Consider the following 26148-nt stretch of genomic DNA (forward strand, 5'->3'; position numbering starts at 1 on the left):
CCTAAGAGGGCTTCGAGAGGTCAGGGGTCCGGGCTGGCGGATCAGCGTTCGCGCGGGTCGTTCAGCGGCGGAAGGTCCGGCGGAGCGAAACGCTCCCGGGACGTGCGGGGATCGGCGACCGGTCGCGGCGCAGGCCGCCGGATCGGCTCGATCCGCGAGGTGCCCGCGGAGTCGGGCGGGCGCGGTGTCGCGTCCAGCCGAGACGGGCGCGGCTCCGGCCGCGGGGCCGGCTGTGATGCCGATGCCTCCATGCGGCGACGACGCTCCTTGTCGCGCAGAGACTCGGTCTTCTCGTCGGCCAGTTCCTCGTTGGTGGGACCGTGCGGATCGCGCGGGTCGGGCGCGTCCTGCGGCACCACGGCGGGCGGCAGTACGCGCAGCAGATCCGCGAAGCGGCGAACGGCGTCGAGTGCGACGTCGAGACGCTCGTCCTCCACCGTCACCGGCATCGCGCCGAGCGCCCAGTTGCCCTCGTTCCACAGGATCTCGACGTAGGCCGGGGTGTCGGTGGCGAGTGTCACCATGCGGCGGTCGCAGATCCGGCGTGCGGCGTCGAGATTGCTCGCGAACATGACGCGCGATCCCATCGCGCCGAGCAGATCCACATCGTCTTCCGCGGGCGCGAGCACATCCTCGTAGCGCAGGTCCACGGTCACCGCCGACGCGGCCGGACGACGCACCGCGACGATGGTCGACGTGTCTTCGAGGTCGAAGACCACGGCTTCGGCACCCTCGTAGACGCCGTAGGCGACATCGCGCACCCGGACGTGCTCCGGCACGTCCATCGCGGCACGATGGAACACGGTGCGAAGCTTGCTGTCGGTCTCGCGGAACTTGAAGGAATGCGTCTCGCCCCACACAGCACGCTGGTGGTGAACCTGTTGCGACCGGTTCCGGTCCAGCCACAACAGGGCGCCCGCACCCAACAGCGCGAGCACCGCAATCACGAAATACACAATGGCCATCGGGCATAGCCTACTATCGAGGGCTCCCTGTGCGCCCGACGACTCGAAGCTGAAGGAGAAAGGCCGACGATGAGGACTGTCAGTCGAGACGTCGTCGACGCTCTGGCAGCCGCTGTCGACGCCGCCGAGGTCGAGGCGCTGACGTGTGCGCTGATCGCCGAGGCGAGCGTCAACCCAGGTGGCAGCGAGGAGTCGACCGTCGCGGTTCTGGCCGATGCGTGCCGCGAAGCGGGGTTCGACGTCGAGGTCTCCGAGGCCGCGCCCGGCCGGCCGAATCTGATCGCGACGGTCAACGGCGACGCCGCCGGCCCGGGTCTGATGTTCCTGGGGCACTCCGACGTCGTTCCGCCCGGGCCCGGCTGGACGGGCGATCCGTTCGTGCCACGTCGTGACGGCGATCTGATCGTCGGACGCGGCGCCACCGACATGAAGGGCGGCATCGCCGCCGTGGTGGCGGCGATGAAGGTCGTCGCGCGTGCCGTCGACGGCGGCGTCGAGGTCTCCGGACCGGTCCGCCTGGTGGTGACCGTCGACGAGGAGGAACACGGGGTCGGGGTGAGGCATCTGGTCGCCGATCCGCCTTCCGGCGAGTACCGCGGATGCATCGTCGCCGAGCCCACCCGGCTCGAGGTGGTTCGCGGTTGCCGTGGCGCGTCGTACTTCGATGTGGCCGTGACCGGCCGCGCCGCACACTCCGGCCGCCCCAGCGACGGCGCCAGCGCGATCCTCGCCGCGGCGAGGGTGATCGAGCTGATCGACGCCGACCAGCGCCGCATGGCCGCGGACCCGGATCCGCTGCTCGGCTACGGAACGTGGAACGTCGGGACCATCGACGGCGGACAGGGCATCTCAGTGGTGGCCCCGAACTGCGCGATGGGCGTCGACCGTCGGCTGATGCCCGGCGAAGACGTCGATGAGATCGGCAGGCGCCTGTCGGAGGAGATCCGCGCCGCGGGCATCGAGTCCGACGGTGTCGCCGTCTCGGTGACTCCGACGATGTATCTGCCCGGCTTCGCCACCCCGGCCGACGATCCGATCGTCGATGCCACCGCGCAGGCCGTCGCCGACTCCGGGGCGCCCACCCGTGTCGGCGGCTGGACCGCCGCGTGCGACGGCGGCTGGATCAGCACCGCCCTCGGCATCCCCACCGTCGTGATGGGGCCCGGCGACATCAACGGGCAGGCGCATCAGCCCGACGAATCGGTGTCGTTGTCCGAACTCGTCACGGCCGCACAGGCGTATGTGCGGGTCACGCTGTCGTTGCTGGCGCGGGGCGGGTGAGGGTTTCGACTCGCTTCGCTCGCTCAACAAGCCTGGAGAAAGCTCGCACAACAAGCCTGGGGCACCCTCGCTCAATAAGCCTCAGGACACCTCGCGCAACCAGCCTGGAGAACGCTCGCTCAACCAGCCTGGAGAACGCTCGCCCAACCGGCCTGGGGCACGCTGGCACGACAGGCCCTTCGGGGATCTACAGCACGTCGCGGACGCGGATCCCGACCGTCGCCGAAGCGCCCCGGCGCAACGACGATCCCCAGATGGTCAGCCGGCCGATGAGCCCGTACTTGCGGATGATCGCGTCGACGGCTCGCTGCCGGTCGACGATCTCGCCGAGCCCGGCCACCTGAGGTCCGCTGGTGCTGCGCCCGCTCGCGTTGCACGCCTGGACCAGCACATTGTTGTTGCGGCGCAGCCGCTTCACCTTCCACGAATCGCCGACCGTCCACAGCAGCATGTCGTCACCGTCGGGCGCCGCCCACAGCGGCGATGCCACGGGGGTGCCGTCCTTCTTGTAGGTGGTCAGCATGACGTACTTGGCGGCGGCGACTTGGGCGACGGTGGCGGTCATGGCACGAGGGTACTGCCGATCTCCGGCCGTCACCGGACGAAGCGATACCCCATTCCCGCTTCGGTGATGAGGTGCTGCGGATGCGACGGATCGGCCTCCAGCTTGCGCCGCAGCGCAGCCAGGTAGACGCGGAGATAGTTGGTCTGGTTCACGTATGTGGGCCCCCACACGGTGGTGAGGATCTCCCGCTGGCTCACCAGATTCGGTTCGCTGCGCACGAGCAGTTCGAGCACACCCCATTCGGTGGGTGTGAGCCGCACGGGCTCACCGTCGCGCAGGACCCGCTTGCCCATGAGATCGACTTCCAGCGCGCCGGCACGCACCACCGGGCTCTCGGCCGGTGCTCCGGCGACGCTGCCCCGCCTGATCGCCGCGCGCAGACGGGCGAGGAACTCCTCCATGCCGAAGGGTTTGGTCACGTAGTCGTCCGCACCCGCGTCCAGAGCCTGCACCTTGTCGGCGGCGTCGGTGCGCGCCGACAGCACGATCACCGGCACCGACGTCCACCCGCGCAGGCCGGCGAGGACGGTGAACCCATCCATGTCGGGCAGCCCGAGGTCGAGGACCACCACGTCGGGGGTCCGCTTGCTCGCCGCCTCCAGCGCCTGTGCGCCGGTAGCCGCCGTGGTCACGTCGAAGCCCCTGGCGCGCAAGTTGATTCGCAAGGCTCGAAGCAACTGCGGCTCGTCGTCCACCACGAGGACGTGCCCGTGTTCGGCCATCACGCGCCTCCCTCCGGGTCGTCGGCCCGGTCGTGCTCCGCGGGTAGTTCCACGACCATCGTCGTCCCGCCGCCGGGAGTCTGCGCCACCGCCAGCGTTCCTCCGACCGCCGACACGAACCCGCTCGCCACCGACAATCCGAGCCCGACACCCGACGTCTGCCGGTTCTGGTCGCCGTACTGGTGGAACGGAGTGAAGACGCGCGACCGCTCCTCCGCCGGGATACCGGGACCGTGATCGATCACCCGGATTCGGCACCGGCGCTCGTCGGAGTCGTCGGCCGGCACCGACTCGGTGCGGATCTCGATCGCGTCGCCGCCGTGGCGCAGCGCGTTGTCGATCAGATTGGCCAGCGCCCGCTCCAGGAGTCCGGCGTCGGTGACCGCCCAGTCGCATCCGATGTCGACCGTGATCTCCGGAGTCCCCGGCGCCCGACGCGACACGGCGGCGCCCGCGCGGTGGATCACCTCCGGCAAGTAGGTGCGGGTGCGCCGGGGACGGACCACTCCCGCGGCCAGCCGCGACGAGTCGAGCAGGTTGCCCACCAGCGAGGCCAGCTGATCGACGGACTCCTCGATCGTCGCGAGCAGTTCGGCGGTGTCCTCCTCGCTGAACACCACCTCCGGGCTGCGCAGACTCGACGCCGCCGCCTTCGCCGCCGCGAGCGGCGTCCGCAGATCGTGGCTCACCGCGGCCAGCAGCGCGCGCCGCAGCTCATCGGTGCGCGCCAACTCGTCGGCCTCCGCGGCCTCGGCCTCGAGCCGGTCCCGCTCGACCGCCGCGGCCACCTGGCTGGCGACGGCCGCGAGTACCCGCTGGTCGGCGGCTCCCACTTCGGGTCCGCGCAGCAGCAGCTGGTACTCGCCGCCGGCGGCCGGACAGACGGTGTCGGCTTCAGCCGCGGTCAGCGGCGGGTTCTCCCCCACCGAATGCGCGACCGTCTCGGTGCGGTCGTCCTTCCGCGCGACCGCGACCGCGGTCTGCTGGTACGTCTCGCGGACCCGCTGCAGCAGCCCGGAGACCCCCGCCCCGTCGAGGACCGCGCTGGAGAAGAGCGCCAGCAGCTCGGCGTCACGACCTGCGCGCTGTGCCTGCCTGCGTCGGACCGTCGCCGAATCCACCAGTGCCGCAATCGCGACCGCGATGATGAGCATCACCGCGAGGGTGATGATGTTGTCCGGTTCGGCGATGGTGAACGTGAAGGTGGGCGCGGCGAAGAAGTAGTTCAGCAGCAGGCCCGACATCACCGCCGACAGCGCCGCGGGCACCACTCCGCCGAGCAGCGCGACCGCGAGGATCACCACGAAGAACAGTGCGCTCTGACTGGTGAAGCCAAGGTATTCGTTCGTCAGCGCGAGCACCCCGGTGAGTGCGAGCGGCGCGAGCACCGCGAGAATCCAGCTGCCGGGCCGGTGGAATCGCGTGTCGCGGATGTCGAGACGATTCCGCACCGCAGCCTTCTCGTGCGTCACCATGTGGACGTCGATGCGCCCGCTGTCACGCACCACGGCCGCGCCGACGCCCTCGTCGAACAGCCGCCGCCACCGCGACCGCCTCGACGTGCCGAGGACCAACTGCGTCGCGTTCATCGCGCGCGCGAACTCCAGGAGCGTCTCCGGGACGTCGTCACCGACCACCGAATACAGGCGCGCGCCGATGCCCGCCGCCACCTGCCGCAGGCCGCCGACGTCGGCGGCTCCCCGATTCGTCAGACCGTCGCCGCGCACCACGTGCACCACCAGCAACTCGGCGCTCGACCGCGACGCGATCCGCCCGGCCCGGCGGATCAGCCCGGCCGATTCCGGTCCGCCGGTGACCGCCACCACCACCCGTTCGCGCGCCTCCCAGGTCTCGGTGATGGCGTTGGCCGCACGGTAGGCGGCGAGCTTGTCGTCGACGCGATCGGCGAGCCACAGCAGAGCCAGCTCGCGAAGCGCCGTCAGATTGCCCTGCCGGAAGAAGTTGGCGAGGGCGCCGTCGATCCGCCCGGCGTCGTACACCTTGCCCTGGGCGAGTCGCTGCCGCAGCGCACGCGGCTCGATGTCGACGAGCTCGATCTGGTCGGCGCCGCGGACCACCGCGTCGGGCACCGTCTCGCGCTGGGTGACGCCGGTGATGCGGGCGACGACGTCGTTGAGGCTTTCGAAATGCTGGATGTTGACGGTGGACAGCACGTCTATTCCCGCGTCCCGGAGTTCCTCGATGTCCTGCCACCGCTTCTCGTGGCGCATGCCCGGCGCATTGGAATGCGCGAGTTCGTCGACCAGCACCAGTTCCGGCTCACGCGCGAGCACCGCGTCGAGATCCATTTCGAGGAGCACGGTCCCGCGGTATTCGACGGGCACACGATCGATCACTTCCAGCCCGTCCAGCAGTGCCGCCGTCGCCGCTCGCCCGTGGGTTTCGACCACCCCGACCACCACATCGACGCCCTCGTCGGCGAGTGTGCGGGCCCGCGCCAGCATCTCGTACGTCTTGCCGACGCCCGGGGCACAGCCGAGGAATACCTCGAGCTGGCCCCGTGGTTCCTCAGCTGATGGCATGTCGCCGATGCTATCGGCAGGCGGTGCCATGCGGCTCTGTCCCGGCCCGCGTCTCGCGCGCGCTCTGCAGGTCGCGGTTCACCTGTTGGACGTTGACCCGCTCCCGCCCGAGGAAACCCAGCTGGCGGCCCCGGGTGTGGTCGGCGATGATCTCGCGGACCTCCTCCGGCGCCAGACCCGACGCCCGGGCGATCCGCGGCACCTGCAGAGCGGCGTACTCCACGCTGATGTCGGGGTCGAGTCCCGAGCCCGAGGCGGTGACGGCGTCGGCGGGCACCTGTGCCGGCTTCACGCCCTCGCGCTCGGCGATCGCCGCGCGGCGGGCATCGATGATCTTGACCAGTTCGGGGCTGTTCGGGCCGAGGTTGCTCGCCCCCGACGCCGCCGGATCGCCCGGCGCCATCGGGTCGTCGACGCCGCCGGCGACCCGGTTGTGCAGGAACGGGTCGGGCTGTCCGGGCGCGGGCCGCTGGTCGACGCCGAGCAGGTCGGAGGCTCGGCAACCGTGCACGTCGGACTGGAACGACCCTTCGGCAGCAGTCGTGTGGAATCGCGAGATGCCCCAGACCGCAACGGGATACAGGCCGCCCACGACGACGGTCAACGCGACCAGAGCGAGCAGTGCCACACCGCTCTGCCGGATCAGGCCGAGCAAGACGTTCTTCATGTCCTCATCCCATCCCCGGCAGCAGCCGGACGAGCAGATCGATCAGCCAGATGCCGATGAACGGCGTCACCACGCCGCCGAGCCCGTAGAGCAGCAGGTTGCGGCGCAGCAGATTGGCCGCGCTCGTCGCCCGATAGCGCACGCCCTTCAGCGACAACGGAATCAGCGCGACGATGATCAGCGCATTGAAGACGACCGCGGAGACGATCGCCGACTGCGCCGAATGCAACCGCATGATGTTGAGTGCGTCGAGCTGCGGGTACACCGTGCTGAACAATGCGGGCAGGATCGCGAAGTACTTCGCGAGATCGTTGGCCAGCGAGAACGTGGTCAGGGCGCCGCGGGTGATCAGCAGTTGTTTTCCGATCGCCACCACCTCGATCAGCTTGGTGGGATCGGAGTCGAGGTCGACCATGTTGCCGGCCTCCTTGGCCGCCATGGTTCCGGTGTTCATCGCCAGCCCCACGTCGGCCTGAGCCAGCGCGGGAGCGTCGTTGGTGCCGTCGCCCGTCATCGCGACCAGTCGGCCTCCCGACTGCTCCTTTCTGATCAGGTCGAGCTTGTCCTCGGGAGTGGCCTGGGCGATGAAGTCGTCGACGCCCGCCTGGTCGGCGATGGCCTTGGCGGTTAGCGGGTTGTCGCCGGTCACCATCACGGTGCGGATACCCATGGCGCGCAACTGCGAGAAGCGCTCGGTCATCCCCGGCTTCACCACGTCCGACAGTTCGATGACACCGAGCACATGCGACCGCAGCCCTCGCCGGATGCCGACCACCAGCGGCGTTCCGCCGCGGGTGGCGATGGTGTCGACGTCGGTGCGCACCTGCGCCGGGAGCTCGCCGACCCACTTCTCGACCGCATCTGCGGCACCCTTGCGGTATTCGCTGAGCCGCCCGTTCTCGTCCACGTCGACGCCGCTCATCCGCGTCTGAGCCGTGAACGGCACCACGGTGATACCCGGATCGGCGCCCGATCTCGCCGCGGCAAGCGAGACCTCGTCGAGCGGGGTCACCTCGTAGCGTTCGATCGCCAAGTCGATGATGCTGCGGCCCTCCGGGGTGTCGTCGGCCAGGCTGCACCGGTACGCGACGCCCGCCAGCTCCACGAGTTCCACTCCGTCTGCCGGATGGAACTCTGTGGCCCGGCGATTGCCGTAGGTGATGGTGCCGGTCTTGTCCATCAGCAGGGTGTCGATGTCGCCCGCCGCCTCCACGGCGCGCCCCGACATGGCCAAGACATTGCGCTGCACCAGCCGGTCCATGCCTGCGATGCCGATGGACGAGAGCAACGCCCCGATCGTCGTCGGAATCAGGCACACCAGGAGTGCGATCAGCTTCACCGGGTCGGCGGCTTGTCCCGCATAGCTCTGCATCGGACCGATCGCGACCACCGCGAGCAGGAAGATGATGGTCAGCGCCGTCAGCAGGATGTCGAGCGCGATCTCGTTGGGAGTCTTCTTGCGCGACGCACCTTCGACGAGCGCGATCATTCTGTCGACGAAGGTGCTGCCCGGCTCGGCCGTGATCTGCACGACGATGCGGTCCGACAGCACGACGGTGCCCCCGGTGACCGCCGACCGGTCGCCGCCGGACTCCCGCACCACCGGCGCGGACTCCCCGGTGATGGCCGACTCGTCGACCGTCGCGATGCCTTCCACCACATCGCCGTCCCCGGCGATGGTCTCGCCCGCCTCGACCACGATCCGCATTCCCGGCTTCAGCTCCGCCCCGGGGATCCGGCTGATGGCGCCGTCGTCGCCGAGAACCCGGGCAACGGTGTCGCGCTTCACCTTCCGCAGGCTGTCGGCCTGCGCTCGGCCGCGCCCCTCGGCGACTGCCTCGGCCAGACCCGCGAAGATCACCGTGAACCACAGCCACACCACCACCGTCCACGCGAACACCGATGGGTAGACGATGGCCAGCACGGTGGTGATCGCCGCACCGAGATACACCACGAACATCACCGGGTTGCGAGCCTGATCGCGCGGGTTGAGCTTGCGCAGCGCCTGGGGCAGCGACGACACGAGCTGCCTCACGTCGAATGCACCGGTCCCCGCCATGCTCGTGTCGTTCGCACTCTCGTCGCTCTGCGTCGCAGTCATCACAGTGCCTCCGCGATCGGTCCCAGCGCCATCGCCGGGAAGAAGGTCAGTCCGGCGACCAGCAGCGTGGTGCCGAGAAGAAGTGAGCCGTAAAGGATTCCGCTGGTGGGCAGCAGCGAGACCGATGTCTCGTTCTGTTTGGGCTTCTGCCTGGCCAGCAGTCCGGCCAATGCGAGCACCAGGACGATCGGCACCAGCCGGCCGAACAGCATGGCCAGCCCCAACGAGATCTGGAACCAGTCGTTGGTGGCGGCGAGTCCGCCGAACGCGCTGCCGTTGTTGTTCGCCGCCGACGCGTATGCGTACATGATCTCGCTGAACCCGTGGATCGCACTGTCACTGCCGCGGGCACCGTCGTTGCCGAGAGCCTCCGGTGTGGATCCGAGAAGAACAGTCACCGCGGACCCCGCGAGCACCAGCGCCGGCATCACCAGTACGTAGAGCGCGGCGACGGTGATCTCCTTCTGACCGATCCGCTTGCCCGCGAACTCCGGCGACCGACCCACCAGCAGGCCGCCGACGAAGACCGTGATGATCGCGAGCACCAGGAGTCCGTAGAGGCCCGAGCCGACGCCTCCGGGGGCGACCTCGCCCAACAGCATGTTCCAGAGCAGCCCTCCGCCCGATGCTGCGGCGAAGCTGTCGTGAGCGGCGTTCACCGCACCCGTCGACGTGCCTGTGGTCGACACCGCGAAGAGAGCGGAGCCCGGAATCCCGAACCGATACTCCTTGCCCTCCAGCATGGCGCCCGCGGCCTGCGACGCGATCCCGTCGGTCCGCGACTCGAAGGTCCAGACCAGCGCCAGCATCGCGCCCCAGATGACGGCCATCACGCCCAGCAGCGTGAGCCCCTGTCGGCGATCACGCACCAGCGTGTCGTAAGTGCGGGTGAGACAGACCGGAATGATCAGGATCGCCAGCACCTGGACCACGTTGGTCAGTGGCGTCGGGTTGGAGAAGGGGTGCGCCGAGTTGGCCCCGTACGTTCCACCGCCGTTGGTGCCGAGAAGCTTGATCGCCTCTTGGGACGCGAAGGGACCCAATGGGACCCGTCCCGCGGTCCCGTCCACAGTGGTGAATTCCGCTGCCGTGTGCCACGACTGGACCGCCCCTTGGAAAACCAGGATCGTCGCCACGATCAGCGCCAGCGGCAGCAGAATCCGGACGGTGCCCCGCACGAGATCGACCCAGAAGTTGCCGAGCACTCCGTTGCCCCGGCGGCTGACGATGCCCCGGATCAGCGCGATCGCCACGGCCATGCCGACCGCCGCAGACAGGAAGTTCGCAACCGCCAGGCCGAGCATCTGCGACAGGTTGCTGATGACGGTCTCGGGCTCGTACGACTGCCAGTTGGTGTTGGCGACGAACGAGATCGCGGTGTTGAAGGCGACCGCCGGAGACATGCCGGGCTTTCCGTCCGACCACGGGAGATGCCCCTGCAGACGCTGCAACGCGTACAGCACCAGGATCGAGACACCGGAGAATCCGAGGACCGACAGCGCGTAGCCGCGCCAGGTCTGATTCGCCCGCGGATCGACGCCGATCACCCGGTAGAGCAGACGCTCCGGCGGAGAGTCCTTCACGGACTCGTACACCCGCGCCATGTAGTCGCCCAGCGGCACATACACCACCGCGAGCACGACGAGAACAGCTGCCAGCTGCAGAATGCCGGCCGAAAGATCAGTCAATGCCCCGACTCTCTAGAACTTGTCCGGGTACAGCAGCGCTGCCACCAGATATCCGACGACGCCGATTGCGGCGATCAACAGCACCACCGACACCGTGCCAGCCCCGGTCATCGCCCAGTCCCCCGCTCCAGTGCGAACAGCAGTCCAGCGCACGCGGCTATCGCGAGCACGGCGATGCAGACCATTACGACGTCAGCCATCTCCCGGCCTCCTCAATCCGACGGCCCGCCGGTCCGGCGGGCTCGGACCTCACGCTCGTCGCACGAGATGCGCTGCGCCAGATGCCTTAACGCGATCTATACGGCGGCGCCGAGGATCTTGACGGCTCCGTTCACACCGCATGCCCCCACGCTCGGCGATTTGCGCGCGGACCGCCGTCTCCGGTGTAGTTGCATGGTCCAGCTCACCCTCAGGAGTTTCACGTGAAGCGCAGCATCCAGTTGGCCACCGTCGGCGCGACCGCCGCTCTCGCCGCGACCGTCGGGGTCGCATTCGCCCCGGGCGACGCCGCGGCCGGCGTCGTCGGCGGGTACCAGCAGCCGGCATCCGGAGCCGTCTCGATCACCTCCGGGACCAACGAGATCAACGTGATGGTGATCAACCGCAAGGACGCGGACCAGTGCACCGTCACCGCCACCCGGAGGGACGCCAAGACCGGCACCAAGACGTTGACCCGCACCGTGAAGCTCAACGCACTGAACCAGCACACCGGCATCGCGAACTTCGCAGGAATGTTCAACAAGACCGACTACACCGTCTCCGGCACCTGCGTCGGAACCAAGGCGACCGAGCCGTCGGACGAGCCGGGAGACGCGAAGTCCGGAGAAGCGAAGTCCGACGCCGCCGAGACCGGCGAGCAGATCACCACCAACCTCCTCGGCGGGACCAACAAGGTCGTCGTGAAGGTCGACAACTCGGTGAACTCGAACTACGCGCAGTGCTTGCAGATCGTCAAGGGTGTGTCGTGGGATCTCGGCCTCCGCGGCGCACCGCTGGAGACCGTCATGAAGATCGCCACGACCTTCTGCCCGCGGTAGCCGCCGCAGTCACGCGGCTGCCGGCGCCGACGTGAGCGTCCTGCGCGCGTTCGACCGCAACTCCCTTCGCGGCCGGTGCGGCTGGTCGGTGTTCGCAGGCTCACGGAACCAGGGATACCGATCGTGGCCGATGAACACCTCCCACCCCGATTGATGAATCAGCGTGTGGTGCATCCGGCACAGCAGAACGCTGTTGTCGAGCGACGTCTCTCCACCCTGCGACCACGGAATGCAGTGATGCGCATCGGTCCATCCGACGGGCCGGCCGCACCCTGGGAATGCGCACCCTCGATCTCGCACTTCGAGTGCCCTTCTGATCCCCGCCGTGACCAGCCGCTGTTCACGGCCGACGTCCAGCGGCACCGACTCGCCGTCGACCACGATGCGCCGCACCGCCGCATCGCAGAGAACCAGACCCACCGTCGCGGACGACACCGGCCCGGTGTAGCCGAGCGACGAGACCCTCTGCTCCGCCTCCGACCGCCTGCCACTCACACGTTCCTCCGTGCGACTCGGCACGACCAGAGTGACGTGCGGAAGGACGCCGCCGCTCGACGGGCGATCGCGTCCGCTGAGGAAGGAGCGGACTATCTGCCCGAACGCATCTGCCCGCCGCCGTCCCACCGCGCGCGGATCGGGTGAGCCGTCCGGCAGCGGCACCGGTCGGCACAACCGATCCAGCGCCGCGCTGAGTTCCTCTCCGGTGAGCACATCCACGTCGAGCGTCGCCGAGAGCCGACCGTCGGCCCCGACTGCCAGGCTCATCTCATTGAGCTCCGAGTTCTCCGCGACCGGCACCGAGTCCGGATCGGATTCATCGATCTCCGGAGCCCATTCGAGCGCGAGCTCCCGCGCTCGGCGAGCCACATCCGCCGGAGTCTCCTGCACCGTCAGCCGCCGAGCCAGATCCTCACGCGCCGCGGAGTCGAGCGGGATCCGCTTCTCCACGAACGCGATCCCGCGTCCGACGGCATCGACGTGTTCCACTGAGACCCCGCCTGCGCGCGCCTGCCGCGACAACGACGGGAGCGTCGCCGCGACGCCACCCACCCGAGCGAGACGATGTGCCGCCGCCGGCGAGTGACCGAGTCCTTTCAACAGGTCGACGACCGATCTCACTCGCTTGCGAGTCGGAAGCCCCGATCGCGCGGCAGCCTCCGACACTCCAGCCAACGCCGTCGTCGTCAGATTCAGCAGGCGGGTCAACTCCGCCATCAACACGAGGAGTTCGCGGTCGTCGACGCCGGCGCGAGCCACCGAGTCGATCAGTCGCGCGAGCGAACCTCCCGACTCGCCTCCCATTGCCGGAGACAACTCGTCCGACAGACGATCGGCGAACTCCTTCACAGCTTCAGTCAGATTCATGATTCCCCCTTTCGCACGGCCTCCCTCGCCGCGATCGATTCGCAACGCACTGCATCACGCAACAAGCACGCCAGGGTCGCTCAACAGTCACCCCGAGCCGGGTGCCGGTCCGACGAATCCGGACCGGCTCCCGACCCCATCTGCACTTTCGATTCTCAAAGAACTCGAAGCGTCCCCCGAAGAGACCTTCACGCTCGATCTGTGATCTATGCTACATTCGACTTCTAGATAGCACAAGTGTTCGACTCGTCGGGTGGGGTCTCATCCACGGACTCGTACCCAGGAAGGATTATTCCTAGGCAACTACCGGGCCTGGGCCACGTCAACAGAAGTGGGAAGACTGGATGCAGCGGCCGACAGAGACATACCCATCACATGATCGGCCGAGATTCGACAGAGAGGCGAGCACGTGTCCAACGACATCAAGCACATCAAGTTCCAGAACCCGGACATGTTCTGGGAGATCGCGGCGGACCTCTACTTTCCGCCGTCGTTCGACGAATCCGAGAAGTACCCGACCGTCATCAGCGCGCATCCGATCGGCAGCTGCAAGGAGCAGACCGCGGGCAACATCTACGCCACGCGCCTGGCCGACGAGGGCTACGTGGTCATCGCCTTCGACGCCAGTTTTCAGGGTGAGAGCGGCGGCACCCCACGGCTGATCGAGGATCCGACCCAGCGTGTGGAGGACTTCCGCCGGGTGGTCGACTACCTCACGACGCTCCCCTACGTCGACACCGACCGAATCGGCGCGCTGGGTGTGTGCGGCGGCGGCGGATACGTGCTCGCTTCGGCGCAGAGTGAGAAGCGGATCAAGACAGTTGTCTCGATCACCGGCGTGAACTACGGTCGCATGGTCCGCGAGAACGCGGCGGCAGCCGGCGGCCCGGTGGCCGCGCTCAAACAGATCGCCGAGCAGCGCACCGCCGAGGCCGCGGGAGCCGAGGGCGCGATCAGTGCTGCTCTGCCGCCATCGGCCGAGGCCGCGCAGCAGATCGGCGACATCGACGTCGTCGAGGCCTACGACTACTACTGCACCCCGCGCGGACAGTCCGCGAACGGCAAGGCGATCTTCGACGTCGCACACGGCGCGTCGGCCATGGTGTGGGACGCCTTCGCCTTCGCCGAGACGCTGCTGACCCAGCCGATCATGGTCGTCGTCGGCGACAAGCCCGGAGCATTCGGCGCCTACCGCGACGGATTCGAGATCAACCGCCGCGCGGCGTCCGAGGTCAAGGAACTGGTGGTGCTCCCCGGCGTCTCGCACTACGACCTGTACGACCAGCCGCGGGGTGCGGGTGCGGCATTGGAGAAGGTCATTCCCTTCCTGGCCGCGAACCTCTGATCCATCCGACACGACGGAGGTCCCGCACTCGAAACCCGAGTGCGGGACCTCTGTGCGATTCCGTCGGTACCGCTCAACCGGCGGAACTCAACCGATGAGATTCAACGAGGCTCGGCTCAGCCGACCACGAGGGTCTCACCGTCGCCGCTGACGTCCACCGGGACGGTGTCGCCATCGCGTACCCTGCCGGCCAGCAACGCCTTCGCGAGCTGGTCGCCGATGGCCTGCTGCACCAGGCGACGCAGCGGACGCGCACCGTAGAGCGGATCGAATCCGCGTTCGGCCAGCCATTCCTTGGCCTTCGGCGTCACCTCCAGTTCGAGACGACGCTGGTGCAGACGCTTGGCCAGGTTGTCGAGCTGGATGTCGACGATCCGGACCAACTGCTCGGGCGAGAGGGAGTCGAAGATGACCACATCGTCGAGCCTGTTGATGAACTCCGGCTTGAACGCCGCGCGGACGGCCGCCATCACCTGATCCTTGTCACCGCCGGCGCCCAGGTTGGACGTCAGGATGAGGATGGTGTTGCGGAAGTCCACCGTGCGTCCCTGACCGTCGGTCAACCGCCCCTCGTCGAGCACCTGCAGCAGCACGTCGAAGACGTCCGGGTGAGCCTTCTCGACCTCGTCGAACAGGACCACCGAGTACGGACGACGACGCACCGCCTCGGTCAGCTGGCCACCGGCTTCGTACCCCACGTACCCGGGAGGTGCACCGACGAGCCGCGCGACGCTGTGCTTCTCGCCGTACTCGCTCATGTCGATCCGCACGATCGCTCGTTCGTCGTCGAACATGAACTCGGCCAGGGCCTTCGCCAGCTCGGTCTTGCCGGTTCCGGTGGGACCGAGGAACAGGAACGAGCCCAGCGGACGGTTGGGATCGGCGACGCCCGCGCGAGCGCGCCGGACCGCGTCCGAGACGGCCTTGACCGCCTCGAGCTGACCGATGACTCGCTTGCCCAGCTCGTCCTCCATGCGCAGCAGCTTGGCCGTCTCACCCTCGAGCATCTTGCCCGCGGGCACGCCCGTCCACGCCGAGACCACCTCGGCGACCTGGTCGGGACCGACCTCCTCCTGCAGCATCACGTCCTCGTCGGGATCGGTGCCGCTCTTCTCGATCGCGGCCTCCAACTCCTTCTCGAGGCCGGGGATCCGGCCGTACCGGAGCTCGGCGGCCCTCCCGAGATCACCGTCGCGCTCGGCCCGCTCGGCCTCGCCGCGCAGACGCTCCAGTTCCTCCTTCACATCGCGGACGGCGTCGATGGCGGTCTTCTCCGACTGCCAACGGGCCGACAGCTCGTTGAGCTTCTCGCGGTGATCGGCCAGCTCGCGGCGCAATGCCTCGAGTCGTTCCTTGGACGCGGCGTCGGTCTCCTTCTCCAAGGCGACCTCCTCCACTTCCAGGCGCCGGACGATGCGCTCCACCTCGTCGATCTCGACCGGACGCGAGTCGATCTCCATCCGCAACCGTGACGCGGCCTCGTCGACCAGGTCGATCGCCTTGTCGGGCAGGAACCGCGACGTGATGTAGCGGTCGGAGAGCGTCGCGGCAGCCACCAGAGCCGAGTCGGTGATGCGCACGCCGTGATGCACCTCGTACCGGTCCTTGAGTCCGCGAAGGATGCCGATGGTGTCCTCCACCGACGGCTCACCGACGTACACCTGCTGGAACCGGCGTTCGAGGGCCGCGTCCTTCTCGATGTACTTGCGGTACTCCTCGAGCGTGGTGGCACCGACCAGCCGCAGCTCACCGCGGGCGAGCATCGGCTTGATCATGTTGCCCGCGTCCATCGCGGACTCACCGGTCGCGCCGGCACCGACGATGGTGTGCAACTCGTCGATGAACGTGATGATCTGTCCGTCCGACGCCTTGATCTCGTCGAGGACCGCCTTCAGCCGCTCCTCGAACTCGCCGCGGTACTTGGCGCCCGCGACCATCGAGCCGAGGTCGAGCGAGATGACGGTCTTGCCGCGCAACGATTCCGGGACGTCGCCGGCCACCACGCGCTGGGCCAGACCCTCCACGATGGCGGTCTTGCCGACGCCCGGCTCGCCGATGAGCACCGGGTTGTTCTTGGTACGGCGCGAGAGCACCTGGACCACGCGGCGGATCTCGGAATCACGTCCGATCACCGGGTCGAGCTCGCCCTCGCGGGCACGCTTGGTGAGGTCGGTGGAGTACTTCTCCAGCGACTGGTACGTCGCTTCCGGGTTCTCGCTGGTGACGCGCGCTGTGCCCCGGACGGACACGAACGCGTCACGCAGCGCCTCCGGCGTGGCGCCTGCGCCGGCCAGCAGTCGTGCCGTCTCCGACTCACCGGTGGCCAGCCCGACCATCAAATGTTCGGTCGAGACGTACTCGTCGGAGAGGTCGGTGGCCAGCTTCTGCGCAGCGGTGATCGCCGCGATGGACTCGCGGCTCAGCTGCGGCTGCGCGCTCGCACTCGACACGGTCGGAGCCCGGTCGACGAGGGTCTTGGCCTCGTTCCGGATCCGCACGGGGTCGACGCCGACCGCCTTGAGCAGCGGCGATGCGATGCCGTCGGTCTGCTCGAGGAGTGCGACGAGGATGTGGGCCGGCCGCACGTCGGGGTTGCCCGCCGCGGCCGCGTCTTGGACGGCAGCCTGCAGTGCAGCCTGCGTCTTGGTGGTGGGGGTGAAGCTGTCCACTGACATTCGCCTTTCTGTTGAGCTGTCCGGTTCGGCACTGCCGAACCTAAGTCTACGAGGCTCAGGTTTGCCTCTCGAGTTGTTCAACTATCTGAAAGTTGAGTCCATTCCACTAAACCCCAGGGGTTGTCAGTGATACAGGACACAGGTCGAATGTAGCCCCACCTGCAACTGTCGTCCGACGTCGACGAGTCTTCAACGCCGCGCTTCGACGAACGTTTCGTCCGGAGCACGCATCGCGCTTCCAGCCGCGTCACACCGTCACAAGCTGCACGGCATCTGTGCGTACGCGGAGATGTCGCACACCGACTTGTCGGACAGCTTCCATGCGCCGTCCTTCCACACCCACCGCAGCGGGATATAGCGCGAGCCCGACCCCGGAAGCGTCATCTGCAGTCGGGCGTTCGCCGTGGTGCCGTTCTGCGTCAACGGGCCCACCACCTGGTACCGGAAGCCGGTGTACGAATACTGCTTCACCAGGTACAGCACTTTCGAGATGGGACCGACCGCGCGGGAACCGCCCTCGAGGAGCTTCGCCTTCTGAGCGGACGACGAATTGCCGGACAGCGTCGTCAACTGGCTGTTGAACTCGGCGAGCGTCGGCGGAGTGGGACCGGATCCCTGCGGCTGAGCGGTCGTCGGCGCCTGCTGCCGGGTGGCGACGACGGGGGCTCCGGGTGCGAGTCCTGACTCGTCGGTCGCCGGCGCGTCTTCGGCGACCGGCGCCGACGCGTCGGCCGTGGCCGCCGGGGTCTGCGTTCCGCCCTGGACCGCAGGGGCCTGCTGGGTGTCACCGAGACTGACCACGGTGGCAGGCGATTGCGCAGCAGTCGTGGGAGCGGCACCGCTGAGCATCATGGCGACCACGCCGACCACGACGATCAGGGACGAGATCACGGCAGCCAGACCGGCCGCGGCGATCACCGTCGGCGAATTGACACCGGTACCCGACTGACCTGTTCTCCGACTCATTCTTCCTGCACTCCTGACCGCCCCTGGACAACCGTCTGCCCGGTTGTCCGGTCGCGCACCACCGCGCGACACAATTTAGGCAAGGCTAAACTATGCAGTCGAATGCGGCAACGCCGACCTCTACCGTTCGTGCTGCGCCGCGACGACGCCGTTCTCGTACGCGCAGATGACCAAATGCACGCGGTCGCGGGCATCGAGCTTCGTGAGCAGTCGTCCGATATGAGTCTTGACGGTGGTGATCCCCAGGTGCAGGCGGTCGGCGATCTCACCATTGGACAGTCCTGCGGCGACCAGTTCGAACACGTCCCGCTCGCGGTCGGTGAGACGGTCGAGTTCACCGCTGCGCACCGCCGGCCGCTCCGGCGAGCGCCCGAACTCGGTGATGAGTCGCCTGGTGATCGACGGCGAGAGCAACGCATCACCGCGGGCGACGGTGCGAATCGCTTCCAGCATCTGCTCCGGCGGCGTGTCTTTGAGCAGGAACCCACTGGCCCCGCCGCGGAGCGCGGCGAAGACGTATTCGTCGTCGTCGAACGTGGTGACGATCAGCACTCGGGCCGCGGCGTCGTCCGCGACGATCAGACGGGTGGCCTCGATCCCGTCGATGCCGGGCATCCGGATGTCCATCACCACCACGTCGGGCGCAAGCCGGCGGGCGGCGCGGACCGCCTCGCCTCCGTCCCCGGCTTCACCGACAGCGGTCAGGTCGGACGCCGAGTCGATCAGCAGCCGGAATCCGGCGCGCACGAGCTGTTCGTCGTCCACCACCAGCACGGTGGTCGTGTCCGCGGGATCGTTCACGGCGCGCCCGCCGCGTCCGTCACCCGCACGGGCAGTCGTGCCCGGACAGTGAATCCACCGTCCGGATCTGGACCGGCGACGACGTCCCCGCCGAGGAGTTCGACGCGCTCACCGATTCCGGCGAGGCCGAGCCCGGCGCCGACCGGATCGGCCGGCGCCCCGTGTCCGCCGTCGTCGGACACGGTCAGCAACAGGTGGTCCGGACGGTGGGTGAGCCGGACGGTCACCGCGGCGCCCGGAGCATGCTTGACGGCGTTCGTGACGGCCTCCTGAACGATTCGATATCCGGAGAGTTCCACCGCGGGCGGATACGACCTCGGCGGTCCGTCCTCGACGACACTCACCGAGACCACTCCATCGTCGCTGATCTGCGCCGCGAGCGCGGTGAGGTCGGCCAACCCGGGGGCCGCAGCCGCGTCGCCGGGCGCAGTTTCGCGGATCTCGCGCAACAGTCCGCGGAGATCGGACAGTGCCGAGCGGCCCGCAGTCTCGATGGTCGCGAGTGCGCGGCGTGCCTCCTCGGGCTGCTCGTCGAAGACCACTCGGCCGATCCCGGCACGGACGACGATCATGCTCAGCCCGTGCGAGACGACATCGTGGACCTCGCGCGAGAGGCGGAGGTGGTCCTCGGCTCGCAATCGACGCTGCCGCTCCAGCGCCGACAGCCGTTCCTGTTCCCGCACCCGAGCCTGGAACTTCCGTCGGCTCCGCGTCGCGTCGCCGATGATCCAGGCCGGAACAGCGAGAAGCAGGTGAACCGCGTCCTGCTCGATCTCGGGGTGCAGCGAGAAGGCGACCGCTCCGCCGAGCGAGACGGCCAGCACCGCGCCCGCAGTGACCACCGCCGACATCCGACGCGCGCAGCGGTCCGCAACCGTGTAGACGGCGATCGGGAACACAAGCCCGGCATCGGATACGAACGGCGTGAACTGCACGCGTAACAGCATCGCGGCCACCGACACCGCGGTGATCACGCACAGAACCGCGACGGGGCGTCGCCGTCGAAGTATCAGCGGAGCCGCGGCCAGCGCCCCGAACGCGGCTTGCGCGGCCGGAGACCCGTGACGGTCGACCACCCCGAGCAGCAGTGGCCCGGTGAACAGCGCGAAGCACGTGATTGCGATCGTCAGATCCACCAGCATCGCGAATCCGCCGGCGCCCAATCGGTTCTCGATTCGAACGTGCCACGGCGGTCGCGCCGACGGCACTGTCGACGGATGCACGGGATCTGCCATGTCTCTAAATCTAGAAAGGATGAGGCTCCGGCCGCGTCATTCCGGAGTCCTCGCCTGACGTCCTCCCCCGGTACCACCCCGGCCAGCGGATCGTCTCGGAGTACCGCCGAGAATCCGGCTCGTCAGCCGACGACAGCCGAGACCGCCGGCGGCACCGTTGAGTCATGAGCACTTCCACTTCACGTCCCTGCAGCAGTCGTTCCCACATCTCGTCCATCTCGTCGCTGTCGGCAGCCCTGTTCGGTTCCGCTTTCGTGGCGGGACTGATTCACGGTGCACTCCTCTACGCCGGGCGCTCGCCCGTCCACGAGCAGCACCAGGCCGGTACATCGGCGTGGTGGCAACACGCGGTACTGGCCGGACTCGCGGCCGCTCTCGCGATGGCCGTCGGCATCCATCGCCGTCGCACGGGTCGCCGCGGACCGGTCGTTCTGCTGCCTCTCGGACGACGGGCGGCTCTTCGTGTCCGCCGCACGCTCAGAGCCGCAGCCGCGGGGCAGAGCCGTTGGCGCCTCGCGGCCGCCCTCCCGCCCACCGCACTGCTCGTGTTCTGCGTATACCGCGCCGGCGTCCAGGTCATCGGCGGGCTCGACCCGAACTTCACGGTCAACGCCTGGGGCGGACCCGGTTACATCGGCGCGATGGCGTGCCACTACCTGGACGCAGCACTCCTGATGGCGTCCGCCGCGTTGCTGCTGGACATGATCCTGCTCCCGGCAGACGACGGTGCGGTCCGTACCGGTCACACCGCGTCGCGTTCACGGGGCACCGCCGCGGGAACCGGGGGACGACCGGACAGGACTCCGTACATCGTCCTACCGTGCCAGTCGGTGGTCGCGAAGGGCTCGGCCGCCCAACCCGCCACGAACCAGTCCCGCAATTCCGGCGAGCCGGTCCAGGCGTAGAAGGGCCTGTCGCGCTCGGCGCAGTATCGTTCGACGACCCGCATCATGTCGATGAGCGTGCGACCGCCGCGTCCCCCGGGTTCGACCGTGGTGAGGGTGCAGTTGACCGCGTCCTCGACCGGCGACCACAGCGGCGGCTGTGTCCAGAGCTCGGCCAACCTCTCGCGCAGACCCGGTGTACGTGCCGCCACCTCGACGTCCGCGGGAGTGAGCGGCGGCTCACCGTCTGGCGACAGATCGACGTCGTGCGGCTGCCAGACGAGTACTCCGACCAGCCGCCCGTCGCTGCGGGCGCCCGTGACACACCCGACTCTCAGCAACGGACGAAGGAGCAGGCGAGCGAGCCACTCCCGCTTGTCCGAATCGCCGACGTGCTCGCCCAGCAACCACTGGTAGAGCGGAATCTCCCGGATCCCGTGGGCGGCGAGCCGCACGGCCTCGGTCAGGTCGGTGTCATCAAGGGTGACGATCTCGGTCATTCATGCGGTCCCATCGCTGCGATCCGGTGCTCGACCGCACCGGGTGCCGGAAGAAAGCCGAGAGGCCGCTTCGCAATGAGCGAAGCGACCTCTCGTCGAATCGAGCTACGTCGTCTCGAACTACGGCGTCGCCGGGGTGTCTCCACCGCTGCTGCCGCCGCTGGAACCGAGAGCGTCCAGGATCGGGGTCAAGAAGTCGATTTCGAGGCGAAGCGGGCCGTCTGCCATTTTCTACTCTTTTCTCTATCGGGGAGGTCGTCCGATCAGTTGTCAACCGAACGCGTTAATCACGTTGCGCCGTCGTGTCAGATCCATCACAGAATGACGGATTTTCGTTACAAAACCGTTATCTGGACAGTTGTCGGCGTTCGCCGTGAATACCCGGCCCGACCAGGGGTTATGGGAGAAATCGGCGAATTTCGAGCTCTGGGCTCACTTGTTGTCCGCGAACCGCTCCACGGCCCGCCTCGGACCCGCGACGATCAACACATCGTCCTCATGAACCACGGTGTCGACGCCGGCGAACTCGAACGCGCCGTCGCCCTTCTTGATCGCGACGATGGTGACGCCGTAGGTGCTCCGCACTCGGCTCGACTTGAGATCAAGACCGACGAGGTCGCGCGGTACCGACGACTTCCCCATCGCGAACTCGTGGTCGAACTCCGCGTAGTCGAGCAGCCGTCGATCGATGACGAGATGCGCGACTCGCTCGCCCATCTCGTGCTCCGGCAGCACGACGTGATGGGCGCCGACGCGAGTGAGGATGCTCCCGTGCTGACGCGACAACGCCTTCGCCCAGATGTCGGGAACCTCCAGATCGGCGAGCACCGACGTGGTCAGCACACTGGCCTCGAGGTCGGCCCCGATGCAGACGATCACGTGATCGAACGTCTCGACGCCCAACTGGCGCAGCGCCTGTGGATCCGTCGAATCGATCACCGCGGCGTTCGGCAGGTCGTCGGAGTATCGCTGCACGAGGGCCGGATCGCTGTCCATCGCGAGCACCTCGACGCCCTGATTCACGAGCTCGATCGCCAGCGACGCCCCGAATCGGCCGAGACCGATGACGGCCACGCGCCGCTCGTCGTCGCGAGTCCTTCTGAACCTAGCCAACGATCGGGCGCTCCTCGGGTCGTTCGAATCTGCGGGCCTTCTCCCGCAGCGCGAGAGCCGATCCCAGCGTAATCGGACCGAGGCGGCCGAGCAGCATCAACCCGACCAGAAACAATTGCGCCGCGCCGGGAAGATCCGGCGTGATCCCCGTCGACAGTCCGACGGTGGCGAACGCCGACACCGTCTCGATCAGCACCGTATCGAGGGTGTAGTCGGTGAGGTACATCAGCGCGAGCGTGGCGGCGACGACCGCGCCGACGCCGAGGAGCGCGACGGTGATCGCCTGCCGCTGGACGTCCGGCCCGATCCGCCGCCTCATCGCATGTACGCTCGGCTCACCCCGGATCTCGCTCAAGATCACGTAGCCGAGGATCGCGAAGGTGGTGACCTTGATGCCGCCCGCGGTACCCGCACTGCCGCCGCCGATGAACATCAGGACGTCGGTCACCAGCAGCGAGCTCGACTTCATCGAGCCGACGTCGACGCTGTTGAATCCGGCCGTGCGCGGCGAGACTCCGGAGAACATGCCGGCGAGCAGCTTGTCGGAGAGTCCCAGATGGCCCAGCGTGGCCGGATTGGTCCACTCCGTGGCGGTCAGCGCCACCACGCCGACCACGGCCAGCGCCGCGTAGGTGACCAGTGTCATCCGGGTGTGCAACGACAGCCGCAGCCGGGCGGCGCGGCCCACACCCCGCAGCCTCAGTCCGGCGCGGCGCATCTCGCGCGCCAGCTCGAAGAGCACGGGGAAACCGAGTCCGCCGAGAATCAGCGCCGCCGAAACGGGCACGATGATCCACGGATCGCCGACGAAGCCGACGAGGTTGTCGCTGAAGAGGGCGAACCCGGCGTTGTTGAACGCCGAGACCGCATGGAAGACGCCGAGGTAGGCGGCACGCCCCGTCGACTCGCCGTAGCCGGTCGCGAACCGGACCGCGAGAATCGCCGCGACCACGGCCTCGATCACCACCGTGGTGCCGATCACCCCGAGAATCACCCGCCGGCCGTCGCCGAACACCGTGGACTTCGATTCCCGCTGCGCCGCCATCTGTGTCTGCAGCCGCACCCTCCGTGCGATGAGCAGACCGAAGATCGTCGCCAGCGACATCACCCCGAGTCCGCCCACCTGAATCAACACCAGGATGACCACCTGGCCGAAGCCCGACCAGTGCTCGGCGGTGTCGACGACCGAGAGCCCGGTGACACAGGTCGCCGACGTCGCGGTGAACAACGCCGCCACCAGGCCCGTGCCCCGTCCGTCGGCCGACGACGTCGGAAGCGTCAGCAGCACGGTTCCGGCGACGATGACGAGAACGAAGCCGATCAGGATCAGACGTGCAGGTCGTAGCGCCGGGCGTCGCCGGCCCGCGGCGGGCAGCATTTTCAGAAGACTACCCCGCACAGGCCGGAGACCCTTGACGAACCGACTCGCCTGCGTAGGATTGTCGACAATCAACAGACCGCGATCGAGAGAGACGGTCGATGTCATGAGCACACCGCACGCGAGCACCTGCGCACTCACCGCATTGGAGCTGACCGAGGCCTATCGCGCCGGCACCCTCTCGCCGGTGGAGGCGACCGAAGAAGCTCTTGCTGCGATCACCCGCCTCGACCCCGCGCTGAACGCCTTCTGCCTGGTGGATCCCGAGGGAGCCCGTGCCGCGGCGCGCGCCGCCGAGCAACGCTACCGGCACGGCGATCCGCTCGGCCCGCTCGACGGCGTACCCGTGACGATCAAGGACATCTTCCTCACCGCGGACCACCCGACGCTCCGCGGCTCGCGACTGCTGGCAGACGGGCAGGCGGCCGCCCCTCCGACCGACGACGCCCCCGCTGTGGCCGCGACGCGCGATGCCGGCTGCGTGGTCCTCGGCAAGACCACCACACCCGAGTTCGCGTGGAAAGCGGTGACCGATTCTCCGCTGACCGGGATAACGCGGAACCCCTACGACCCGGCACTGACTCCCGGTGGATCCAGCGGCGGGTCGGCGGCCGCCGTCGCCGCCGGACTCGGCCCGCTGTCGGTCGGCACCGACGGCGGCGGGTCGGTCCGGATCCCCGCCTCCTTCACTGGAACGGTCGCGCTGAAACCCACCTACGGCGTGGTGCCGATGTACCCGTCCAGCCCGTTCGGGACCCTCGCGCACGCCGGTCCGATGACCCGAACTGTCACGGACGCCGCCGCGTATATGGATGTGCTGGTCCGGCCGGACTACCGCGACTGGTCCGCGGTGCCGGCACAGGCGACGGCCCCCGAGCCCGGGGGATTTCTCGCGGCCGTGCTCGAGGGCACCCGCGCCGACCGCCCGCTTTCCGGCCTGCGGATCGCGTACAGCCGCGACCTCGGCTTCGGCACCAACCATCGAGACGTCGAGCGAGAGGTGAGCGCCGCGGCACGGACGCTCGAGAGCCTCGGCGCGCGGGTCGAGGAAGTGACGCTGGAACTCGCCGACCCGGCCGATGCCTTCCACGTCCTCTGGTTCGCCGGAGCCGCGGCCGTTCTGAAGCCGTTCGGCGACGATGTGTCCGACCGGATCGACCCCTCCCTTCGCGCGGCCCTGCACCGGCATTCGGAGTTCACCGCGCAGCACTACCTCGACGCCGTCGCCGTGCGGATGGCGCTCGGCGTTCAACTCGGCGCACTGCACACGGACTACGACCTGCTGCTGACTCCCACCACCCCCGTGCCGGCATTCCCGGTCGGGAGCGACGTCCCTCCGGGATGGCCCGACGACGACTGGACCTCGTGGACGCCGTACACCTACCTTTTCAATATGACTCAGCAACCCGCACTGTCGGTGCCGTGCGGCGTCACCGACAGCGGCCTTCCGGTCGGCGCTCAGCTCATCGGACCGCGCTTCGCCGATCTGCTGGTGATGCGGGCGGGAGCCGCGTTGCAGGCGGCAGTCGCCGACCGCGTACCGCGACCGCGGATCCACGCATGCTCCGAAGAAGCGTGAAGACGGGAAGCGGGATGACGGGAAGCGTGATGACAGCGAGCGACCGTCCGGCGAGTTCGTTGGAACCCGTCGTCCAGGAATCGACCCCCGCGATCATCGCCCGCGCCCTGCGCCGGGCGATCTCCGCCGGAGAGTTCCCGCCCGGATCCCAACTCGGCGAAGCCACCCTGGCGAAGCAGCTCGGAGTCAGCCGGGGACCGTTGCGCGAGGCGATGCAGCGGCTCACCCAGGAGGGACTCCTGATCTCGCGCCGCAATCGGGGCCTGTTCGTTCCCGAACTGACCGCCGACGCCGTCGCCGACATGTACCTGCTGCGTACGACGATCGAACGCGCCGCGGTGGAGCGGATCCTCGCGGCCGGAACGGGGCCGTCATGCGCCGACCGTCTCGACGCCGTGGTCGCGCGGATGTCGGCGGCTGCGACGAGACGCGACTCCCCTGCGATGATGGCCGCCGACCTGGAGTTCCACCGCACCATCGTGGAGTCCGCCGAGAGCGACCGGCTCTCGCGGGTGCACGAGACGGTGATCGTCGAGACGAGCATGTGTCTTCGGGCCATGGCGCCGACATACGCTCCTGGCTCGGACCGGGTGTCGGAGCACCGCGAGATCGCCGACGCCGTTCGCGCCGGCGACCGGACTCGTGCGGTCGCCGTCCTGGAAGCGCACATGAGCGACGGGCTGGCCCGGTTGACCGGCGGCACAGCCGAACCGGCCGCCGGCCACCTGCCGTAGCGGG

21 protein-coding genes are annotated in these 26148 nt (G+C 68.4%); 5 read left to right on the forward strand and 16 right to left on the reverse strand.

The features are described from left to right. Positions 1-41: 41 nt before the first annotated feature. Positions 42-965, reverse strand: a complete 924-nt coding sequence (locus ABFX36_RS11565) for a hypothetical protein (protein WP_006896129.1) — start codon at positions 963-965, stop codon at positions 42-44. A gap of 69 nt (positions 966-1034) precedes the next feature. On the opposite strand from ABFX36_RS11565, the gene ABFX36_RS11570 reads away from it, so the two are divergent. Then, positions 1035-2246, forward strand: a complete 1212-nt coding sequence (locus ABFX36_RS11570) for a M20 family metallopeptidase (protein WP_006896128.1) — start codon at positions 1035-1037, stop codon at positions 2244-2246. A gap of 187 nt (positions 2247-2433) precedes the next feature. Here ABFX36_RS11570 and ABFX36_RS11575 read toward each other — a convergent pair whose 3' ends face one another. The 7 genes from ABFX36_RS11575 to ABFX36_RS11605 are packed head-to-tail and all read right to left on the reverse strand — an operon-like array spanning position 2434 to position 10643. Then, on the reverse strand, positions 2434-2811 hold the full coding sequence (locus tag ABFX36_RS11575) for a PPOX class F420-dependent oxidoreductase (RefSeq protein ID WP_006896127.1): 378 nt from the start codon (positions 2809-2811) through the stop codon (positions 2434-2436). A 29-nt stretch (positions 2812-2840) separates the two neighbouring features. Next, positions 2841-3533 carry a response regulator gene (locus ABFX36_RS11580; RefSeq protein ID WP_006896126.1) on the reverse strand — a complete coding sequence of 231 codons (693 nt, stop codon included), beginning with the start codon at positions 3531-3533 and terminating at the stop codon, positions 2841-2843. Continuing rightward, a complete protein-coding gene (locus ABFX36_RS11585) occupies positions 3533-6076 on the reverse strand; it encodes a sensor histidine kinase (protein WP_006896125.1) in 2544 nt (847 codons plus the stop codon). The genes ABFX36_RS11580 and ABFX36_RS11585 overlap by 1 nt, the downstream gene beginning before the upstream one ends. Before the next feature lie 10 nt (positions 6077-6086). Continuing rightward, complete coding sequence (locus tag ABFX36_RS11590) at positions 6087-6743, reverse strand: potassium-transporting ATPase subunit C (protein ID WP_346076419.1); 657 nt, start codon at positions 6741-6743, stop codon at positions 6087-6089. Between the two features lie 4 nt (positions 6744-6747). Further along, positions 6748-8844 (reverse strand): potassium-transporting ATPase subunit KdpB, encoded by a 2097-nt coding sequence (kdpB, locus tag ABFX36_RS11595; RefSeq protein WP_045538766.1) that lies wholly within the window; start codon positions 8842-8844, stop codon positions 6748-6750. Further along, positions 8844-10532 carry a potassium-transporting ATPase subunit KdpA gene (gene kdpA, locus ABFX36_RS11600; protein ID WP_346076422.1) on the reverse strand — a complete coding sequence of 563 codons (1689 nt, stop codon included), beginning with the start codon at positions 10530-10532 and terminating at the stop codon, positions 8844-8846. The genes kdpB and kdpA overlap by 1 nt, the downstream gene beginning before the upstream one ends. A gap of 12 nt (positions 10533-10544) precedes the next feature. After that, on the reverse strand, positions 10545-10643 hold the full coding sequence (locus ABFX36_RS11605; protein WP_081598092.1) for a potassium-transporting ATPase subunit F: 99 nt from the start codon (positions 10641-10643) through the stop codon (positions 10545-10547). A gap of 311 nt (positions 10644-10954) precedes the next feature. On the opposite strand from ABFX36_RS11605, the gene ABFX36_RS11610 reads away from it, so the two are divergent. Then, entirely contained in the window at positions 10955-11569 is a 615-nt protein-coding gene (locus tag ABFX36_RS11610) for a hypothetical protein (RefSeq protein WP_006896120.1), read from the forward strand. A 9-nt stretch (positions 11570-11578) separates the two neighbouring features. On the opposite strand, the gene ABFX36_RS11615 is transcribed toward ABFX36_RS11610, so the two are convergent. Continuing rightward, entirely contained in the window at positions 11579-12934 is a 1356-nt protein-coding gene (locus ABFX36_RS11615) for an HNH endonuclease signature motif containing protein (protein ID WP_346076425.1), read from the reverse strand. Between the two features lie 409 nt (positions 12935-13343). Between ABFX36_RS11615 and ABFX36_RS11620 the strand changes: the two genes are divergently transcribed. Beyond that, positions 13344-14279 carry an alpha/beta hydrolase gene (locus ABFX36_RS11620; RefSeq protein ID WP_346076427.1) on the forward strand — a complete coding sequence of 312 codons (936 nt, stop codon included), beginning with the start codon at positions 13344-13346 and terminating at the stop codon, positions 14277-14279. 116 nt (positions 14280-14395) lie between these two features. Here ABFX36_RS11620 and clpB read toward each other — a convergent pair whose 3' ends face one another. From clpB to ABFX36_RS11655, 7 genes are all read right to left on the reverse strand, one after another. Next, positions 14396-16948, reverse strand: a complete 2553-nt coding sequence (clpB, locus tag ABFX36_RS11625; protein ID WP_346076429.1) for an ATP-dependent chaperone ClpB — start codon at positions 16946-16948, stop codon at positions 14396-14398. Positions 16949-17209: 261 nt separating this feature from the next. Beyond that, entirely contained in the window at positions 17210-17920 is a 711-nt protein-coding gene (locus tag ABFX36_RS11630; protein ID WP_346076431.1) for an MTB12 C-terminal domain-containing protein, read from the reverse strand. 120 nt (positions 17921-18040) lie between these two features. Then, positions 18041-18721 carry a response regulator gene (locus tag ABFX36_RS11635; protein WP_346076433.1) on the reverse strand — a complete coding sequence of 227 codons (681 nt, stop codon included), beginning with the start codon at positions 18719-18721 and terminating at the stop codon, positions 18041-18043. Continuing rightward, positions 18718-19956 carry a sensor histidine kinase gene (locus tag ABFX36_RS11640; RefSeq protein WP_346076435.1) on the reverse strand — a complete coding sequence of 413 codons (1239 nt, stop codon included), beginning with the start codon at positions 19954-19956 and terminating at the stop codon, positions 18718-18720. The genes ABFX36_RS11635 and ABFX36_RS11640 overlap by 4 nt, the downstream gene beginning before the upstream one ends. Positions 19957-20698: 742 nt before the next feature. After that, positions 20699-21340, reverse strand: a complete 642-nt coding sequence (locus ABFX36_RS11645; protein ID WP_006896112.1) for a hypothetical protein — start codon at positions 21338-21340, stop codon at positions 20699-20701. A gap of 432 nt (positions 21341-21772) precedes the next feature. Further along, entirely contained in the window at positions 21773-22453 is a 681-nt protein-coding gene (locus tag ABFX36_RS11650) for a potassium channel family protein (protein WP_278125117.1), read from the reverse strand. Then, positions 22446-23831, reverse strand: coding sequence for a TrkH family potassium uptake protein (locus ABFX36_RS11655; protein WP_006896110.1), 1386 nt, complete (start codon positions 23829-23831; stop codon positions 22446-22448). Before ABFX36_RS11655 ends, ABFX36_RS11650 begins: the two co-directional genes overlap by 8 nt. 106 nt (positions 23832-23937) lie before the next feature. Here ABFX36_RS11655 and ABFX36_RS11660 point away from each other — a divergent pair, with 106 nt between their 5' ends. Next, positions 23938-25410, forward strand: coding sequence for an amidase (locus ABFX36_RS11660; RefSeq protein WP_062366524.1), 1473 nt, complete (start codon positions 23938-23940; stop codon positions 25408-25410). Positions 25411-25439: 29 nt separating this feature from the next. After that, positions 25440-26144, forward strand: coding sequence for a GntR family transcriptional regulator (locus tag ABFX36_RS11665; RefSeq protein WP_039867311.1), 705 nt, complete (start codon positions 25440-25442; stop codon positions 26142-26144). The last annotated feature ends 4 nt before the right edge of the window (positions 26145-26148 follow it).

Origin of the sequence: Gordonia cholesterolivorans (genome assembly GCF_039531975.1) — a bacterium.
In the GTDB taxonomy this organism is placed as follows: Bacteria; Actinomycetota; Actinomycetes; order Mycobacteriales; family Mycobacteriaceae; genus Gordonia; species Gordonia sihwensis.